Genomic DNA, 16,803 nt, shown 5'->3' with positions numbered 1-16,803 from the left:
CCATAGGGGAGAGGGGACGGCTCGGTGCGGTTTTTCTCCCTCGCCCCTATGGGGAGAGGGCCGGGGTGAGGGGAAAACTACGGCTTGGTCGCAATCAACACCGCACGCATCGGGGCTGGATAGCCTTCGATGGTTTTGCTGTGGTCGGCCGGGTCGAGGAACTGCTCCAGCGATTCGGTGATCATCCAGTCGGTGCGGCGCTGTTCCTCAATTGAGGTCAAGCTGACGTCGGCAATTCGCACATCCACAAACCCGCACTTCTCCAGCCAGTTCTTCAGCGCCAGCGCGGAAGGGATGAAGTAAACGTTGCGCATCTGCGCGTAGCGATCGCCCGGCACCAGAACGGCATGTTCATCGCCTTCAATCACCAGCGTTTCCAGCACCAGCTCGCCGCCGCTGACCAGCTGATCCTTCAGCTGCCACAGGTGTTCAAGCGGGGAACGACGGTGGTACAGCACGCCCATGGAGAAGACGGTATCAAAGGCTTTCAGGGCAGGGAGCTGTTCAATGCCCAACGGCAGCAGGTGCGCGCGCTGGTCGTTACCCAGCAGCTTGCGCACCGCTTCAAACTGGCACAGGAACAGCTGCATCGGGTCAATACCGACCGCCAGATGCGCCCCCGCGCCAATCATGCGCCACATGTGGTAACCACTGCCGCAGCCCACGTCCAGTATGGTACGTCCGGTCAGGTCGGAAAGGTGGGGCAGAACGCGATCCCATTTCCAGTCCGAGCGCCATTCGGTATTGATGTTCACGCCGTAAAGTGAAAACGGCCCTTTGCGCCACGGCATCAGGTTACGCATCAGCGTTTCGATGCGGTTGATCTGTCCGGCCGGAAGCTGCTCTTCGCTCTCGGCGGTTACGCTGTGGAGAAGATCCAGACGATGCGGGGTCAGTTCGGGCAGAAACTCCACCGCATTTGACCACTGCTTTAACAGGCCGTGCTGCTGATCGCGCTGCCAGGCGGCAATCTGCGCGGGCAAGGTTTCCAGCCAGTGGGAGAGCTGGTTTTTGGCAATCAGCTGATAGAAGTTGCTGAATTCGATCATGCGGATTCTCCCGCTTTCAACGCCACCAGAGAGCCGAAGTTAAAGCACTGGAACCACAGTTCGCTGTGCTCAAATCCGGCTTTGCGCAGGCGCGCTTTGTGGGTTTCTACGGAATCCGTCAGCATCACGTTTTCGAGCATGCTGCGCTTCTGGCTGATCTCCAGCTCGCTGTAGCCGTTCGCCCGTTTGAAATCGTGGTGCATATTGAACAGCAGTTCGCCAACCTCGGCATCTTCGAAGCTGAATTTCTCCGAGAGCACCAGCGCGCCGCCGGGATTCAGCCCCTGATAAATTTTGTCCAGCAGCAGCTGGCGGTCTTCTGGAACCAGGAACTGCAGGGTGAAATTCAGCACCACCATCGACGCGTTATGGATCTCGATCTCGCGGATATCGCCTTCCACCACGTCTACCGGAACAGGGGCTTTATACGCGTCAATGTGGCGACGGCAGCGCTCAACCATCGCCGGGGAGTTATCGACGGCAATGATTCGGCAGCCTTCGTGGTGAATGTTACGACGAACCGACAGCGTTGCCGCGCCGAGCGAGCAGCCCAGGTCATAGACCTGCGTGCCGGGTTGAACGAAGCGCTCAGCCAGCATGCCGATCATAGAGATAATATTGGAATAACCGGGAACAGAGCGCTGGATCATATCCGGGAAGACTTCGGCTACCCGTTCATCGAAGGTCCAGTCGCCCAGGCTGGCGATAGGCGCGGAAAAAAGCGTGTCGCGATCTGACATAACGTAAAAATCCGGGAAAAATAAAGTGGCGTATTGTGCGCTAATGGAGGGAGAAAACCAACTCCCACGGCATATACCACAGGTTAGCCAGCACCATCAGCAAAAGCGAACACCAGGTCGCACTCATGCCGGAACGACGCCAGCGGATCAAGCGGTGGTGAAAACCGTAATAGTGCATCAGGCGGCCAGCAATAAGAAGCAGGCCACAGATGTGCACCATCCAGGTTTCTGCGCCATTCATCTCCATAAAAAGCAGCAGGATTAAGGCTGCGGGGATGTATTCGACCGCGTTGCCATGAATGCGGATAGCGCTTTGTAGCTCGGAAAACCCGCCGTCACCGTAAGAGACGCGGTACAGCGTTCTGAGGCGCACAACATCAAATGAAAACTTAATCAGCAGTAATGCACCTAACACCGCATACAGCGCGCTGACCATACAAACTCCCTGTTTTTGGCAGATGGCACTTCACTATGATAGGGGGTGATATCAGAAAAGAGAAGATTGTTGTGGGATGGAAGGGGCTCTGCCCACGGACGGCACCGCAGCCTGCAAGGCCTGCCACAGAGCATCGACCAGTTCGGGCGCCTGGGCGATATCCGGCGTGTGCAAAAAGAGATACGGCGTGGTGGTGTGTTCCCACTTCGCTAACGTTTGCAGCCAGACGGCGAACATCGCCTGATTTTGCTGCATGTTATCGCTGCCGATATACCTGACCATTGGGTTATGCGCGGTCACGATGGCATGGACCGGCACTTTCGGTTTTTTACGCTGAGCTTCAACGATGGCTTCGCTATGGGGGACAGCGCTGTGCACCGGCCGGCTATCGAGGATCACCCGGTTAACGGAACGCTCAAGCAGGCCGCGATTGAGCGCTTTTTCTGCTTCGCCCTTCGCAAAAAATTCAGGATGCCTGACTTCAACGCCGTAGGCGAATTCACGGGGCAGGGCATCCAGGAACTGCCAGAGCGCAGGTAAATCGCGCGGGCCAAACGTGGCGGGCAGCTGGATCCAGTACTGACCGATGCGGTTCGCCAGCGGCGACATGCGCGTAAAAAACTCTTCGGTCAAATCCCCGCAGTTGCGCAGCGCGGCCTGGTGGGAAATGGTGGCCGGAAACTTAAAGCAGAAGCGGAAGTCGTCGGTCGTTTGTTCCCGCCAGCGCGTAACAATCTCGGCTTTAGGGAGCGCATACAGGGTGGTGTTACCCTCGACGCAGTTGAAGTGCCGGGCATATTCCTCAAGGCTGGTGATGCCAAGGCGCACCCATTTCGGGTGCGACCACTGGGGCAGGCCCACGTACATCATAGCGCGCTGACAATCTCATCCGTGCTGCGCACGCGGCCGATGCGCGGGAAGATATGGGTCATGCTGCCCTGGTGCTGTTCAGCGGAGGCCGCGCTGCAGGCATCTTCGGCAATCACCAGGTTAAAGCCCAGCTCCCACGCGTTGCGGGCGGTAGACTCCACGCCGATGTTGGTGGAAATGCCGCACAGGATGATGGTGTCGATGCCGCGACGGCGGAGCTGCAGCTCGAGATCGGTACCGTAAAATGCGCCCCACTGGCGTTTGGTCACTTCGATGTCGCTGTCGCGTTTGCCGAGTGCGGCCGGGTACGTCCACCAGTTTTCAGGCAGGGCGCGTGCTGAAGCCTTTGCATCAACGGGCTGTTTTAACGCTTCAGCGTAATCCGCAGACCAGCCGACGCGCACCATGACAACAGGCGCACCGCTGGCACGACATGTTTCCGCCAGGCGAGCTGCGCGGCTGACCACATCATCCGCGGTATGCGGGCCACCGGCGAAGGGCAGAATGCCTTCCTGTAAATCAATCACGACAAGTGCGGTTTTACTGGCATCAAGTGTTAACATCGTTACTCCCGTTAAATGAATCACTTCCAGACACCATACGACGTGATGGCCTGTTCCTGGGCGGATAATTTTGTTAATTTTTGTGAGAATGCGCAATAAGAGTGCAGCAAACGACCGCCTGGCCGTGGTTCGCTCTTATCGTCCGGCGGAATTTCCAGTATAATAGCCGCCTTTTTTCATCCAGTTGTGACATACAGAAAGCTGCGACATAGTAGCCTGCATACCAGGCGACATTTAGCCTGCGGCTAATTAAGGGATATCTCATGCGTACAGAATATTGCGGGCAGCTGCGTCAGTCCCACGTCGGACAGCAGGTCACCCTGTGTGGTTGGGTCAATCGTCGTCGTGATCTTGGTAGCCTTATCTTCATCGATATGCGCGACCGCGAAGGTATCGTCCAGGTGTTCTTCGACCCGGATCGCGCAGATGCGTTGAAGCTGGCCTCTGAGCTGCGTAATGAGTTCTGCATTCAGGTTACCGGCACCGTGCGCGCGCGTGACGAGAAAAACGTCAACGTCGACATGGCAACGGGCGCCATCGAAGTGCTGGCGTCCGATCTGGTGATCATCAACCGTGCAGAAGCGCTGCCGCTGGACTCCAACCACGTCAACACTGAAGAAGCGCGTCTGAAATACCGCTACCTGGATCTGCGTCGTCCGGAAATGGCTCAGCGCCTGAAAACCCGTGCGAAAATCACCAGCCTGGTGCGTCGCTTTATGGATGACCACGGTTTCCTCGACATCGAAACCCCAATGCTGACCAAAGCCACGCCGGAAGGCGCGCGCGATTACCTGGTCCCATCCCGCGTTCATAAAGGCAAATTCTACGCGCTGCCGCAGTCTCCACAGCTGTTCAAACAGCTGCTGATGATGTCCGGCTTCGATCGCTACTATCAGATCGTGAAATGCTTCCGTGACGAAGACCTGCGCGCTGACCGCCAGCCAGAATTTACCCAGATCGATGTGGAAACCTCCTTCATGACCGCCGAGCAGGTGCGTGAAGTTATGGAAGCCCTGGTGCGTAGCCTGTGGAACGACGTGAAAGGCGTTGAGCTGGGCGATTTCCCTATCATGACCTTCGCTGAAGCCGAGCGTCGTTACGGCTCTGACAAACCAGACCTGCGTAACCCGATGGAGCTGGTGGACGTAGCAGACCTGGTGAAAGGCGTTGAGTTTGCCGTCTTCGCTGGCCCGGCTAACGATCCTAAAGGCCGCGTAGCAGCGCTGCGTGTACCGGGCGGTGCGGCACTGAGCCGCAAGCAGATCGACGACTACGGCAACTTCATCAAGATCTACGGCGCGAAAGGTCTGGCCTATATTAAAGTGACCGAGCGTGCGAAAGGTCTGGAAGGCATCACCAGCCCGGTAGCGAAATTCCTGAACGCGGACATCGTGGAAGCGATCCTTGAGCGCACCGGCGCGCAGGACGGCGACATGATCTTCTTCGGCGCAGACAACAAGAAAGTCGTGGCGGATGCGATGGGCGCGCTGCGTCTGAAGCTTGGCAAAGACCTGAGCCTGACCGACGAAAACAAATGGGCGCCGCTGTGGGTTATCGACTTCCCAATGTTTGAAGACGACGGTGAAGGCGGCCTGACCGCAATGCACCACCCGTTCACCTCGCCAAAAGACATGACGGCGGCAGAGCTGAAAGCGGCACCGGAAGATGCGGTCGCGAACGCTTATGACATGGTGATCAACGGCTACGAAGTGGGCGGCGGTTCCGTGCGTATTCACAGCGGTGAAATGCAGCAGACCGTGTTCGGCATTCTGGGCATCAACGAGCAGGAGCAGCGCGAGAAGTTTGGCTTCCTGCTGGACGCCCTGAAATACGGTACGCCCCCGCACGCGGGCCTGGCCTTCGGTCTTGACCGACTGACCATGCTGCTGACCGGCACCGATAACATTCGTGATGTTATTGCCTTCCCGAAAACCACTGCCGCAGCGTGTCTGATGACCGAAGCGCCAAGCTTTGCCAACCCGGCCTCTCTGGCCGAGCTGGGCATTGAAGTGGTGAAGAAGGAAGAGAAAAACTGATATGGCATATAAGCTTCCCGTTTCGGTCCTGGTGGTCATTTATGCAGAAGACACGAAGCGGGTGCTGATGTTGCAGCGGCGCGATGACCCTGATTTCTGGCAGTCGGTTACCGGCAGTCTGGAAGAGGGGGAAACCGCGTCGCAGGCCGCCGCGCGCGAAGTAAAGGAAGAGGTCACCATTGACGTTGCCCGCGAGCAACTGACCCTGAAGGACTGCCAGCGCACGGTGGAGTTTGAAATTTTTAGCCATTTACGTCATCGCTACGCGCCGGGTACCGAGCGCAATACGGAGTCGTGGTTCTGTCTCGCGCTCCCCCATGAACGGGAGATCGTGTTTACCGAACACCTGACCTACCGCTGGGTGAATGCGGCGGATGCCGCCGCACTGACCAAGTCGTGGAGCAACCGGCAGGCGATTGAAGAATTTGTAATTAACGCAGCCTGAGAAGGCGCGATTTTTGGAGAACTTTTTATGGCAGGTCATAGTAAGTGGGCCAACACCAAACACCGCAAAGCGGCACAGGATGCCAAGCGCGGTAAGATCTTTACCAAAATCATTCGCGAGCTGGTGACAGCAGCGCGTCTGGGCGGCGGCGACCCGGCATCTAACCCGCGTCTGCGCGCGGCGGTAGATAAAGCGCTGTCAAACAACATGACGCGTGACACCCTGAACCGTGCAATCGCACGTGGCGTGGGCGGTGATGAAGACGCGAACATGGAAACCATCATTTATGAAGGTTACGGCCCCGGCGGTACTGCGGTGATGGTTGAGTGTCTGTCCGACAACCGTAACCGTACCGTTGCGGAAGTGCGCCACGCGTTCACCAAAACCGGTGGCAACCTGGGCACTGACGGTTCCGTTGCTTACCTGTTCAGCAAAAAAGGCGTCATCTCCTTCGAGAAAGGCGACGAAGATGCGATCATGGAAGCGGCGCTGGAAGCCGGTGCGGAAGACGTGGTGACCTTCGATGACGGTGCTATCGACGTTTATACCGCGTGGGAAGAGATGGGTGCCGTGCGCGACGCGCTGGAAGCGGCTGGCCTGAAAGCGGACAACGCTGAAGTGTCCATGATCCCGTCCACTAAAGCGGACATGGATGCGGAAACGGCACCGAAACTGCTGCGTCTGATCGACATGCTCGAAGACTGCGACGACGTGCAGGAAGTGTACCACAACGGTGAAATCTCTGATGAGGTTGCAGCGACTCTCTGATGAGAGCGTTTAAACCCGTTACAGGAGACGCGTGATGTCGATTATTCTCGGGATTGACCCAGGCTCACGCGTCACCGGTTATGGCGTTATCCGTCAGGTGGGACGCCAGTTAACCTACCTGGGCAGCGGCTGTATTCGCACCAAAGTGGACGATCTTCCTTCGCGCCTGAAGCTCATTTATGCGGGCGTGTCGGAGATCATCACCCAGTTTCAGCCGGACTATTTCGCCATCGAGCAGGTCTTTATGGCGAAAAACGCCGATTCGGCGCTAAAGCTCGGTCAGGCGCGCGGTGTTGCCATCGTCGCTGCCGTGAACCAGGATTTGCCGGTATTCGAATATGCGGCGCGTCAGGTCAAGCAGACGGTGGTGGGCATTGGGAGCGCGGAGAAAAGCCAGGTGCAGCATATGGTGCGTACCCTGCTGAAGCTTCCCGCGAACCCGCAGGCCGACGCCGCGGATGCGCTGGCGATTGCGATTACCCACTGTCACGTCAGCCAGAACGCGATGCAAATGAGCGAGTCGCGGCTCAATCTGGCGCGAGGCAGGTTACGATAATCAGAAATCAGGCTGGATAAACATCCAGCCTTTTTTTATTATGTCGGCAGTTAATTTCTCCCAGAACGCAGGAGCGTCACGTGATAGGCAGACTCAGAGGCATCATCATTGAAAAACAACCCCCGTTAGTGCTGCTGGAAGTAGGTGGCGTGGGCTATGAAGTCCATATGCCGATGACCTGCTTCTACGAGCTGCCGGACGCGGGCAAAGAGGCGATTGTCTTTACCCAGTTTGTGGTGCGTGAAGATGCCCAGCTGCTGTACGGATTCAATAACAAGCAGGAACGCACCCTGTTCCGCGAGCTGATTAAAACCAACGGCGTCGGTCCGAAGCTGGCGCTGGCGATTTTGTCCGGCATGTCGGCACCACAGTTCGTGAATGCCGTTGAGCGCGAAGATCCTGCGGCGCTGATTAAGCTCCCGGGCATTGGTAAGAAAACCGCCGAGCGCCTGATTGTCGAAATGAAAGACCGCTTTAAAGGTCTGCATGGCGATCTGTTCACTCCGGCTGCCGATTTGGTACTGACCTCTCCTGGCGGCCCTGCAACGGATGATGATGCCGAGCAGGAAGCGGTTGCCGCGCTGGTGGCGCTGGGCTATAAACCTCAGGAGGCCAGCCGAATGGTGAGCAAAATTGCCAAACCGGACGCCAGCAGTGAAACCCTGATTCGTGAAGCGCTGCGCGCTGCATTGTGAGGTAAAGGATGATTGAAGCAGACCGCCTGGTGTCGGCAGGCACTATTCAGGCAGATGACGTGGTGGATCGCGCGATCCGCCCAAAACTGCTTGATGAGTATATCGGCCAGCCGCAGGTTCGTTCCCAGATGGAGATTTTCATCCAGGCGGCAAAGCTGCGCGGCGATGCGCTCGATCACCTGCTTATTTTTGGCCCTCCGGGTTTAGGCAAAACCACGCTGGCGAATATCGTTGCCAATGAAATGGGCGTCAACCTGCGCACCACCTCCGGTCCTGTGCTGGAGAAGGCGGGCGATCTCGCGGCGATGTTGACCAACCTCGAACCGCATGACGTGCTGTTTATCGATGAGATCCACCGCCTGTCGCCGGTGGTGGAGGAAGTGCTCTATCCGGCGATGGAAGATTACCAGCTGGATATCATGATCGGTGAAGGCCCGGCCGCGCGCTCCATCAAAATCGATCTGCCGCCGTTTACCCTGATTGGCGCCACCACCCGCGCCGGGTCGTTGACCTCTCCGCTGCGCGACCGTTTCGGCATCGTGCAGCGTCTCGAGTTTTACCAGGTGGCGGATCTCCAGCACATCGTTGGCCGTAGCGCCCGCTATATGGGGCTTGAAATGAGCGAAGAGGGCGCGTTTGAAGTGGCGAAACGTTCCCGCGGTACGCCGCGTATCGCCAACCGCCTGCTGCGCCGCGTGCGTGACTTTGCCGAGGTGAAGCACGATGGCTCGATTTCCGCCGAGATCGCCGCTCAGGCGCTGGATATGCTGAACGTCGATGCCGAAGGCTTTGACTACATGGACCGTAAACTGCTGCTGGCGGTGCTGGATAAGTTCTTTGGCGGCCCTGTCGGGCTGGATAACCTGGCGGCGGCAATCGGTGAAGAGCGTGAGACGATTGAAGATGTGCTGGAGCCGTATCTGATCCAGCAGGGCTTCCTGCAACGCACCCCGCGTGGACGTATGGCAACGGTGCGGGCGTGGAATCATTTCGGCATTACGCCACCGGCAATGCCGTAATGTTGTGTTCCCTCTCCCTCAGGGAGAGGGCCAGGTGAGGACTTCAGCGCCCTCCATGTTAATTCGCGGTCTTTTTCATCATACTGAAGATAAACATCACCGCCGCACTTAGCACCACTGACGGCCCCGCAGGCGTGTCATAGAACGCCGAGAACGTTAACCCACCCGTTACCGCAATCATCCCGATAATCACGGCTACGCCAGCCATCTGCTCCGGCGTACGGGCAAAACGACGCGCCGTGGCGGCCGGGATGATCAGCAGCGACGTAATAATCAGCGCGCCGACAAACTTCATTGCGACACCAATCGTTAACGCCGTCACCAGCATCAGCAGCAGTTTCACGCGCTGCAGCTTCACGCCGTCGACAAATGCCAGATCCGGACTGACGGTCATGGCCAGTAAATTCCGCCACTGCCAGAGCAGAATAGCGAGCACCACCACCACGCCAACGGCGATAGCGATGAGATCTTCCGGCGTCACGGCCAGCAGGTCGCCGAAGAGGTAGGCCATCAGATCCACGCGGATGTTCGACATCAGGCTGACCACCACCAGTCCCAGAGACAGGGCACTGTGCGCCATAATGCCAAGCAGCGTATCAATGGCGAGGTGAGGGCGTTTTTCCAGCCAGACCAGACCGGCGGCCAGCAGCAGCGTGACCACAATCACCGCGTAGAAGGGGTTCACATCCAGCAGCAGACCAAAGGCAACGCCCAGCAGAGACGCATGCGCCAGGGTATCGCCAAAATAGGACATTCTGCGCCAGACAACAAACGAGCCGAGCGGGCCCGCGGCGCAGGCAAGCATAATCCCGGCCAGCCAGCCGGGCAGTAACAGTTCAATCATGAGTGTCCATTTCCCCGACGCAGTACGATTCGTCCCTGTAAATCATGGCGATGATTATGATGATGACGGTAAATACCCAGCTGTTCCGCGCCGCGTGGGCCGAACATGGAGATAAACTCCGGGTGCATTGACACCACTTCAGGCGTACCGGAGCAGCAGATATGGTGGTTAAGACACAGCACTTCGTCGGTTTTTGCCATTACCAGATGCAGGTCGTGAGACACCATCAGCACGGCGCAATCAAGCTCCCGACGTAGCTGGTCGATCAAATCATAAAGCGCAACCTGACCATTCACATCCACACCCTGAGTTGGCTCATCCAGTACCAGCAGCTGCGGGCTGCTCAGCAGCGCGCGGGCAAGTAAAACACGCTGAGTTTCACCGCCGGACAGTTTTTGCAGCGGCGCATCGACAAGATGGCCCGCCTGCACGCGTTTCAGCGCCGGGAGAATATCGGCTTTTCGGGTGCCGGGGCGCAGACGCAGGAAACGGCTGACCGTCAGCGGCAGCGTGGCGTCGAGGTGAAGTTTTTGCGGCACATAGCCAATACGCAATTTTTCCTCGCGCTTAATCACGCCTTCATCGGGTGCGACCAGACCCAGCACCACGCGCACCAGGGTGGATTTGCCTGCGCCATTGGGGCCGAGCAGCGTCAGAATTTTGCCGGGCTTCAGATCGAGCGACACGTCAGAGAGGACGCGGCGCTGCCCGAATGAGACCGAAATATTTTCAAGAGAAACCAATGTCGTCATGTCATTTTAAGCTTGAAGAAGTCAACGAATGTTATAATATCACATTCCACGCATTCACTACGATGATTAGTCGCATTATGTTACATAAAAATACGCTTCTTTTCGCAGCATTATCCGCTGCCCTTTGGGGTACAACCGCACAAGATGTTAACGCTGCGGTTGTCGCTTCGCTTAAACCACTCGGATTCATCGCGTCTGCCATTGCAGACGGGGTAACGGAAACCCAGGCTCTGCTCCCTGATGGTGCATCTGAGCATGACTATTCCCTGCGCCCGTCAGATGTAAAACGCTTACAAAACGCGGACTTAGTCGTCTGGATTGGTCCTGAAATGGAAGCGTTTATGCAAAAGTCAGCAAAACAGATTGCTGGTGAAAAACAGGTCGCGATTGCCGAACTCTCCGGCGTGAAACCGTTGCTCATGAAAGGGGCGGATGACGACGGCGACGCACATGACCATCATGCCGCAGACGGCGAAAAAGGTGATGGAGATCACCATCACGGCGAGTACAACATGCATCTTTGGTTATCCCCAGAGATAGCGCGGCTTTCAGCGGTTGCAATCCACGACAAATTAGTGGAACTTATGCCGCAAAGTCGAGCCAAACTAGACGCCAACCTGAAGGATTTTGAGGCACAATTAGCCGCAACCGATAAGCAGGTTGGTAATGAGCTCGCACCGTTGAAAGGTAAAGGGTATTTCGTTTTTCATGACGCCTACGGCTATTACGAAAAACACTACGGTTTGACCCCACTGGGCCACTTCACCGTCAACCCTGAAATTCAGCCTGGTGCGCAGCGTTTACATGAAATCAGAACACAGTTGGTTGAGCAAAAAGCGACATGCGTTTTTGCTGAGCCACAGTTCAGGCCAGCGGTCGTAGAAGCCGTGGCCAGGGGAACATCCGTGCGCATGGGAACCCTTGACCCGCTAGGTACGAATATCCAGTTGAGCAAAGCGAGCTATACGCAGTTCCTCAGCCAACTGGCGAACCAGTATGCGAGCTGCCTGAAAGGAGATTAACGAGGAAGTGAATACGTGCAACAGATAGCCCGCTCTGTCGCCCTGGCATTTAACAATCTGCCACGACCCCACCGCGTTATGCTGGGGTCGCTTACAGTTCTCACCTTAGCGGTCGCCGTCTGGCGGCCCTATGTTTACCACCCGAGTTCTGCCCCTATCATTAAAACCATTGAGCTTGAAAAGAGCGAAATCCGTTCTTTGCTGCCTGAAGCCAGTGAGCCTATCGACCAGGCGGCTCAGGAAGATGAAGCTATCCCGCAGGATGAGCTGGACGATAAAACCGAGAACGAGGCGGGTATCCACGAATATGTTGTCTCTACCGGGGATACGCTGAGCAGCGTGCTGAACCAGTACGGCATCGACATGGGCAATATCAGCCAGCTGGCGGCTGCGGATAAAGATCTTCGTAACCTGAAAATCGGACAACAGCTCTCCTGGACTTTAACGGCGGATGGCGATCTCCAGCGTCTGACCTGGGAAATGTCCCGCCGCGAAACCCGCACCTACGATCGCACTGCAAACGGTTTCAAAATGACCAGCGAAATGCAGAAGGGCGACTGGGTTAACAGCGTTCTGAAAGGTACCGTGGGCGCGAGCTTTGTCTCCAGCGCGCGAGATGCAGGCCTGACCAGCGCTGAAATCAGCTCGGTGATCAAAGCCATGCAGTGGCAGATGGATTTTCGCAAGCTGAAGAAGGGCGATGAGTTCTCCGTCCTGATGTCCCGCGAAATGCTGGACGGTAAGCGTGAGCAAAGCCAGCTGCTGGGCGTACGTCTGCGCTCCGAGGGCAAAGATTACTACGCGATTCGTGCCGAAGACGGTAAGTTCTATGACCGCACCGGTACGGGCCTTGCGAAAGGCTTCCTGCGCTTCCCGACGGCAAAACAGTTCCGCGTCTCCTCTAACTTTAACCCGCGTCGTCTGAACCCGGTAACCGGGCGCGTGGCGCCGCACCGTGGCGTTGACTTTGCCATGCCGCAGGGCACGCCGGTACTGGCGGTTGGCGATGGTGAAGTGGTGGTGGCCAAGCGTAGCGGTGCCGCCGGATATTATGTCGCGGTACGTCATGGTCGTACTTATACGACCCGCTATATGCACCTGCGTAAGCTGCTGGTGAAGCCGGGCCAGAAGGTGAAGCGTGGTGACCGTATCGCGATCTCCGGCAATACCGGACGCTCTACCGGCCCGCACCTGCACTATGAAGTGTGGATCAACCAGCAGGCCGTGAACCCGCTGACGGCGAAACTGCCGCGCACCGAAGGCCTGACAGGTAAAGATCGTACTGATTATCTGGCGCAGGTGAAAGAGGTGATGCCGCAGCTGAGCTTAAACTAAGCCCTCTGTTTTTGTTAAAAAAGCCGGCGCACACTGACGCCGGCTTTTTCTTTTGTGCGTGGACGACTGCCTCGCTACACTATCTGAATAAAATTTTGCGTCATCAGACCCTGGATCCAGCATGGAAACCAAAAAAAACAATATTGAATACATTCCTGAGTTTGAAAAATCCTTCCGCCATCCGCGCAACTGGGGCGCCTGGCTTGGTGTTTACACTTTTGCGGGGATGGCGATGCTGCCTGCTTCCGTACGCGATCCCGTTCTGGGGAAAATTGGCCGTCTGGCCGGGCGTTTAGGCAAGAGCGCCCGCCGCCGCGCGCAGATCAACCTCTACTACTGTTTTCCTGAGAAAAGCGACGCCGAGCGCGAGGCAATCATTGATGAGATGTATACCACCGCGCCGCAGGCAATGGCGATGATGGCGGAACTGGCGCTGAAAGGGCCGGATAAAATCGTCGATCGCGTTGACTGGAAAGGGCTGGACATCATCGAGGAGATGCGCCGCAATGACGAGAAAGTCATTTTCCTTGTTCCCCACGGCTGGGGCGTTGATATTCCGGCGATGCTGATGGCGTCTCAGGGCCAGAAAATGGCGGCGATGTTCCATAACCAGGGAAATAAAATCTACGATTTTGTCTGGAATACGGTGCGTCGTCGTTTTGGCGGACGTTTGCATGCGCGTAACGATGGCATTAAGCCCTTCATTCAGTCGGTGCGTCAGGGGTACTGGGGCTACTATCTGCCGGATCAGGACCACGGCCCAGAGCACAGCGAGTTTGTCGATTTCTTTGCGACCTATAAAGCGACGCTCCCCGCGATTGGTCGCCTGATGAAAGTCTGTCGTGCCCGCGTGATCCCGCTGTTCCCGGTCTATGACGGCAAAACGCATCGCCTGAGTATTGAGGTCCGTCCGCCGATGGATGATCTGCTGACCGCGGACGACCACACCATTGCGCGTCGAATGAACGAAGAGGTGGAAATTCTGGTGGGGCCGCATGCCGAACAGTACACGTGGATCCTGAAGCTGCTTAAAACGCGTAAGCCGGGTGAAACTGAGCCCTATAAACGCAAAGAGCTTTATCCGCGGAAATAAAAAAAGCCCTCTCCATCTGGAGAGGGCTTTTTAACACAGACATTATTACTCGACGGTCATAACGCGCGTGGTGTTGGTTGAGCCGATGGTGCTCATCACGTCGCCCTGGGTCACAATGACGATATCACCGGACACCAGATAGCCTTTGTCGCGCAGCAGGTTTACGGCATCGTGCGCCGCAGCTACGCCGTCATTGGTGCTGTCGAAGTGAACTGGCGTCACGCCGCGGTACAGCGCCGTCAGGTTCAGGGTACGTTCGTGACGGGACATGGCGAAGATCGGCAGACCAGAGCTGATACGAGAGGTCATCAGCGCGGTGCGGCCAGATTCGGTCATGGTGATGATCGCGGTAACGCCCTTCAGATGGTTTGCCGCATACATCGCAGACATCGCAATCGCTTCTTCCACGTTGTCAAACTGCACGTCCAGACGGTGTTTAGAAACGTTGATGCTTGGGATCTTTTCAGCGCCCAGGCAGACGCGCGCCATAGCGGCCACGGTTTCTGCCGGATACTGGCCCGCAGCGGTTTCCGCAGAGAGCATCACCGCATCGGTACCATCCAGCACGGCGTTCGCCACGTCCATGACTTCTGCACGGGTTGGCATTGGGTTGGTGATCATCGATTCCATCATCTGAGTGGCGGTGATCACCGCGCGGTTCAGCTGACGTGCGCGACGAATCAGCGCTTTCTGGATCCCTACCAGCTCAGGGTCGCCAATCTCCACGCCCAGGTCACCACGCGCAACCATCACCACGTCAGACGCGAGGATCACATCGTCCATGGCATCCTGATCGCAAACGGCTTCCGCGCGTTCAACTTTCGCGACGATTTTAGCATCGCAGCCTGCATCACGCGCCAGACGACGCGCATAGTTCAGATCTTCACCGCAGCGCGGGAAGGAGACCGCCAGGTAGTCAACGCCGATCAGCGCAGCCGTCACGATGTCCGCTTTGTCTTTATCGGTAAGCGCTTCTGCAGAGAGGCCGCCGCCCAGTTTGTTGATGCCTTTATTGTTGGAGAGCGGGCCGCCGACGGTGACTTCGGTGAACACTTTCATGCCCTGAACTTCCAGCACCTTCAGCTGTACGCGACCGTCGTCGAGCAGCAGGATATCGCCTGGCACCACGTCAGCCGGCAGGCCTTTATAGTCGATACCGACTTTCTCTTTATCGCCTTCGCCTTTGCCCAGGTTGGCATCAAGCAGGAATTTGTCGCCGATATTGAGGAAAACCTTACCCTCTTTAAAGGTCGATACACGAATTTTTGGACCCTGCAAATCGCCGAGGATAGCAACGTGGCGGCCCAGTTTGGCTGCGATTTCACGCACTTTATCGGCACGTAATTTATGGTCTTCTGGCGTACCGTGAGAGAAGTTCATACGCACCACGTTGGCGCCGGCGGCGATAATTTTCTCAAGATTATTATCGCGATCGGTGGCCGGGCCTAAGGTGGTTACGATCTTGGTTCTGCGAAGCCTTCTGGACATGTAATACTCCGTTGACTGAAACAACTTTGGTGTTGCGTGAACATTGAATCGGCCTTCATCTGCTGCAAGGCAGCGGAGAGTGGACCGAATGCCGTAAATCGTTACATCGTAATTATTGGTTACGTCTTCGTTATCAACTATCAGGGAACATCGCTCTTTATAAGCAATTCTTTATCAAAACGCGATTCCTTCAGCGCTTCCTTGACCCGCTTCAAGTTATCCCGGAATTTTGCGCCCCGACGTAAGGTAAAACCGGTTGCCAGCACGTCAATCACGGTGAGCTGCGCCAGTCGGGAAACCATCGGCATATAAATGTCGGTGTCTTCCGGCACGTCGAGGGTGATCGCCAGCGTCGCTTCACGCGCCAGCGGCGTGCCTGCCGTGGTGAGGGCAATCACCATGGCATCGTTTTCACGGGCCAGCTGCGCCAGCTCTACCTGACTCTTGGTGCGCCCGGTGTGCGAAATCAGTACCACGACGTCATCTTCACTGCAATTCATACAGCTCATGCGTTGCAGCACAATGTCATCGGAATAAATAACCGGGACGTTAAAGCGGAAAAATTTGTTCATGGCGTCATGCGCCACTGCGGCAGACGACCCGAGACCAAAGAACGCAATCCGCTTGGCCTGGGTGAGCAAATCCACCGCGCGATTCACGGAACTCATGTCCAGAGACTGGCGGACGTGGTCAAGCGAAGCCATAGCCGATTCAAAAATTTTCGCGGTATAGGCATCAACGCTGTCGTCTTCATCCACATTACGATTAACATATGGGGTGCCGTTAGCCAGACTTTGTGCCAGATGCAGTTTAAAATCAGGGAAGCCGCGCGTTTCGAGGCTGCGGCAAAAGCGATTGACCGTCGGTTCGCTAACACCCGCTTCCTGTGCCAGAGCGGCGATGCTTGAATGAATCGCCTGAGCGGGGGAGGCGAGAATGACCTCGGCCACTTTTCGCTCGGATTTGCTAAGGTGTTCCAGTTGAAACTGGATTTTTTCCAGCATGTTCATGTTAACAGGACGCTCATGGGTGTAAACGATTTCATAAATTGATGAAATCGTGATTCGATTTAACCGATATTACCCTTGTGGC

18 protein-coding genes are annotated in these 16,803 nt (G+C 56.5%); 9 read left to right on the top strand and 9 right to left on the bottom strand.

The window, feature by feature from the left end:
- Window positions 1-77: 77 nt before the first annotated feature.
- From cmoB to LBF07_RS02240, 5 genes are read right to left on the bottom strand one after another with little or no spacing between them, the layout of a single operon-like run.
- Window positions 78-1,049: a tRNA 5-methoxyuridine(34)/uridine 5-oxyacetic acid(34) synthase CmoB gene (gene cmoB / locus LBF07_RS02260; protein WP_094935599.1), complete on the bottom strand. Its 972-nt coding sequence runs from the start codon at window positions 1,047-1,049 to the stop codon at window positions 78-80.
- Window positions 1,046-1,789 carry a carboxy-S-adenosyl-L-methionine synthase CmoA gene (gene cmoA, locus LBF07_RS02255; RefSeq protein WP_094935598.1) on the bottom strand — a complete coding sequence of 248 codons (744 nt, stop codon included), beginning with the start codon at window positions 1,787-1,789 and terminating at the stop codon, window positions 1,046-1,048. The genes cmoB and cmoA overlap by 4 nt, the downstream gene beginning before the upstream one ends.
- Window positions 1,790-1,829: 40 nt before the next feature.
- The gene (locus tag LBF07_RS02250; RefSeq protein WP_021240443.1) at window positions 1,830-2,225 is read right to left on the bottom strand and encodes an MAPEG family protein; all 396 of its coding nucleotides are present in this window, start codon (window positions 2,223-2,225) and stop codon (window positions 1,830-1,832) included.
- Between the two features lie 51 nt (window positions 2,226-2,276).
- Window positions 2,277-3,095 (bottom strand): DUF72 domain-containing protein, encoded by an 819-nt coding sequence (locus LBF07_RS02245; RefSeq protein WP_094935597.1) that lies wholly within the window; start codon window positions 3,093-3,095, stop codon window positions 2,277-2,279.
- Complete coding sequence (locus LBF07_RS02240; protein ID WP_048979930.1) at window positions 3,092-3,658, bottom strand: hydrolase; 567 nt, start codon at window positions 3,656-3,658, stop codon at window positions 3,092-3,094. The genes LBF07_RS02245 and LBF07_RS02240 overlap by 4 nt, the downstream gene beginning before the upstream one ends.
- A gap of 263 nt (window positions 3,659-3,921) precedes the next feature.
- Here LBF07_RS02240 and aspS point away from each other — a divergent pair, with 263 nt between their 5' ends.
- From aspS to ruvB, 6 genes are all read left to right on the top strand, one after another.
- Window positions 3,922-5,694 (top strand): aspartate--tRNA ligase, encoded by a 1,773-nt coding sequence (gene aspS, locus LBF07_RS02235; protein ID WP_094935596.1) that lies wholly within the window; start codon window positions 3,922-3,924, stop codon window positions 5,692-5,694.
- Window position 5,695: 1 nt separating this feature from the next.
- Window positions 5,696-6,139, top strand: a complete 444-nt coding sequence (gene nudB / locus LBF07_RS02230) for a dihydroneopterin triphosphate diphosphatase (RefSeq protein ID WP_033145850.1) — start codon at window positions 5,696-5,698, stop codon at window positions 6,137-6,139.
- Between the two features lie 27 nt (window positions 6,140-6,166).
- Window positions 6,167-6,907 carry a YebC/PmpR family DNA-binding transcriptional regulator gene (locus LBF07_RS02225; protein WP_008500447.1) on the top strand — a complete coding sequence of 247 codons (741 nt, stop codon included), beginning with the start codon at window positions 6,167-6,169 and terminating at the stop codon, window positions 6,905-6,907.
- 34 nt (window positions 6,908-6,941) lie between these two features.
- Window positions 6,942-7,463: a crossover junction endodeoxyribonuclease RuvC gene (gene ruvC / locus LBF07_RS02220; protein ID WP_003859749.1), complete on the top strand. Its 522-nt coding sequence runs from the start codon at window positions 6,942-6,944 to the stop codon at window positions 7,461-7,463.
- An 80-nt stretch (window positions 7,464-7,543) separates the two neighbouring features.
- Window positions 7,544-8,158 (top strand): Holliday junction branch migration protein RuvA, encoded by a 615-nt coding sequence (gene ruvA / locus LBF07_RS02215; RefSeq protein WP_023312236.1) that lies wholly within the window; start codon window positions 7,544-7,546, stop codon window positions 8,156-8,158.
- A gap of 8 nt (window positions 8,159-8,166) precedes the next feature.
- A complete protein-coding gene (gene ruvB / locus LBF07_RS02210) occupies window positions 8,167-9,177 on the top strand; it encodes a Holliday junction branch migration DNA helicase RuvB (RefSeq protein WP_023312235.1) in 1,011 nt (336 codons plus the stop codon).
- Between the two features lie 58 nt (window positions 9,178-9,235).
- On the opposite strand, the gene znuB is transcribed toward ruvB, so the two are convergent.
- Both znuB and znuC read right to left on the bottom strand, forming a co-directional pair.
- Window positions 9,236-10,021 carry a zinc ABC transporter permease subunit ZnuB gene (gene znuB / locus LBF07_RS02205; RefSeq protein ID WP_048979928.1) on the bottom strand — a complete coding sequence of 262 codons (786 nt, stop codon included), beginning with the start codon at window positions 10,019-10,021 and terminating at the stop codon, window positions 9,236-9,238.
- A complete protein-coding gene (gene znuC, locus LBF07_RS02200) occupies window positions 10,018-10,773 on the bottom strand; it encodes a zinc ABC transporter ATP-binding protein ZnuC (protein WP_023312233.1) in 756 nt (251 codons plus the stop codon). The genes znuB and znuC overlap by 4 nt, the downstream gene beginning before the upstream one ends.
- A gap of 77 nt (window positions 10,774-10,850) precedes the next feature.
- On the opposite strand from znuC, the gene znuA reads away from it, so the two are divergent.
- From znuA to lpxM, 3 genes are all read left to right on the top strand, one after another.
- Complete coding sequence (znuA, locus tag LBF07_RS02195) at window positions 10,851-11,795, top strand: zinc ABC transporter substrate-binding protein ZnuA (RefSeq protein ID WP_126327600.1); 945 nt, start codon at window positions 10,851-10,853, stop codon at window positions 11,793-11,795.
- A gap of 15 nt (window positions 11,796-11,810) precedes the next feature.
- Window positions 11,811-13,130 (top strand): murein DD-endopeptidase MepM, encoded by a 1,320-nt coding sequence (mepM, locus tag LBF07_RS02190; protein ID WP_023312231.1) that lies wholly within the window; start codon window positions 11,811-11,813, stop codon window positions 13,128-13,130.
- Window positions 13,131-13,251: 121 nt separating this feature from the next.
- Window positions 13,252-14,223: a lauroyl-Kdo(2)-lipid IV(A) myristoyltransferase gene (lpxM, locus tag LBF07_RS02185; protein ID WP_033145849.1), complete on the top strand. Its 972-nt coding sequence runs from the start codon at window positions 13,252-13,254 to the stop codon at window positions 14,221-14,223.
- Window positions 14,224-14,268: 45 nt separating this feature from the next.
- On the opposite strand, the gene pyk is transcribed toward lpxM, so the two are convergent.
- The gene (pyk, locus tag LBF07_RS02180) at window positions 14,269-15,711 is read right to left on the bottom strand and encodes a pyruvate kinase (protein ID WP_008500455.1); all 1,443 of its coding nucleotides are present in this window, start codon (window positions 15,709-15,711) and stop codon (window positions 14,269-14,271) included.
- A gap of 140 nt (window positions 15,712-15,851) precedes the next feature.
- Window positions 15,852-16,721, bottom strand: coding sequence for a MurR/RpiR family transcriptional regulator (locus LBF07_RS02175; RefSeq protein WP_023312229.1), 870 nt, complete (start codon window positions 16,719-16,721; stop codon window positions 15,852-15,854).
- Between the last annotated feature and the right edge of the window lie 82 nt (window positions 16,722-16,803).

Origin of the sequence: Enterobacter cloacae complex sp. ECL352, from assembly GCF_020149545.1 — a bacterium.
Taxonomy (GTDB): domain Bacteria; phylum Pseudomonadota; class Gammaproteobacteria; order Enterobacterales; family Enterobacteriaceae; genus Enterobacter; species Enterobacter asburiae_B.
Note: the sequence above shows the minus strand (reverse complement) of the source record. Positions and strands in the feature narration are given on the sequence as shown.

Excerpts from the sequence above, each read along its gene's own strand:
- cmoB (WP_094935599.1), bottom strand. The coding sequence starts at position 1,049 with ATGATCGAATTCAGCAACTTCTATCAGCTGATTGCCAAAAACCAGCTC.
- cmoA (WP_094935598.1), bottom strand. The coding sequence starts at position 1,789 with ATGTCAGATCGCGACACGCTTTTTTCCGCGCCTATCGCCAGCCTGGGC.
- LBF07_RS02250 (WP_021240443.1), bottom strand. The coding sequence starts at position 2,225 with ATGGTCAGCGCGCTGTATGCGGTGTTAGGTGCATTACTGCTGATTAAG.
- LBF07_RS02245 (WP_094935597.1), bottom strand. The coding sequence starts at position 3,095 with ATGATGTACGTGGGCCTGCCCCAGTGGTCGCACCCGAAATGGGTGCGC.
- LBF07_RS02240 (WP_048979930.1), bottom strand. The coding sequence starts at position 3,658 with ATGTTAACACTTGATGCCAGTAAAACCGCACTTGTCGTGATTGATTTA.
- aspS (WP_094935596.1), top strand. The coding sequence starts at position 3,922 with ATGCGTACAGAATATTGCGGGCAGCTGCGTCAGTCCCACGTCGGACAG.
- nudB (WP_033145850.1), top strand. The coding sequence starts at position 5,696 with ATGGCATATAAGCTTCCCGTTTCGGTCCTGGTGGTCATTTATGCAGAA.
- LBF07_RS02225 (WP_008500447.1), top strand. The coding sequence starts at position 6,167 with ATGGCAGGTCATAGTAAGTGGGCCAACACCAAACACCGCAAAGCGGCA.
- ruvC (WP_003859749.1), top strand. The coding sequence starts at position 6,942 with ATGTCGATTATTCTCGGGATTGACCCAGGCTCACGCGTCACCGGTTAT.
- ruvB (WP_023312235.1), top strand. The coding sequence starts at position 8,167 with ATGATTGAAGCAGACCGCCTGGTGTCGGCAGGCACTATTCAGGCAGAT.
- znuB (WP_048979928.1), bottom strand. The coding sequence starts at position 10,021 with ATGATTGAACTGTTACTGCCCGGCTGGCTGGCCGGGATTATGCTTGCC.
- znuC (WP_023312233.1), bottom strand. The coding sequence starts at position 10,773 with ATGACGACATTGGTTTCTCTTGAAAATATTTCGGTCTCATTCGGGCAG.
- znuA (WP_126327600.1), top strand. The coding sequence starts at position 10,851 with ATGTTACATAAAAATACGCTTCTTTTCGCAGCATTATCCGCTGCCCTT.
- lpxM (WP_033145849.1), top strand. The coding sequence starts at position 13,252 with ATGGAAACCAAAAAAAACAATATTGAATACATTCCTGAGTTTGAAAAA.
- pyk (WP_008500455.1), bottom strand. The coding sequence starts at position 15,711 with ATGTCCAGAAGGCTTCGCAGAACCAAGATCGTAACCACCTTAGGCCCG.
- LBF07_RS02175 (WP_023312229.1), bottom strand. The coding sequence starts at position 16,721 with ATGAACATGCTGGAAAAAATCCAGTTTCAACTGGAACACCTTAGCAAA.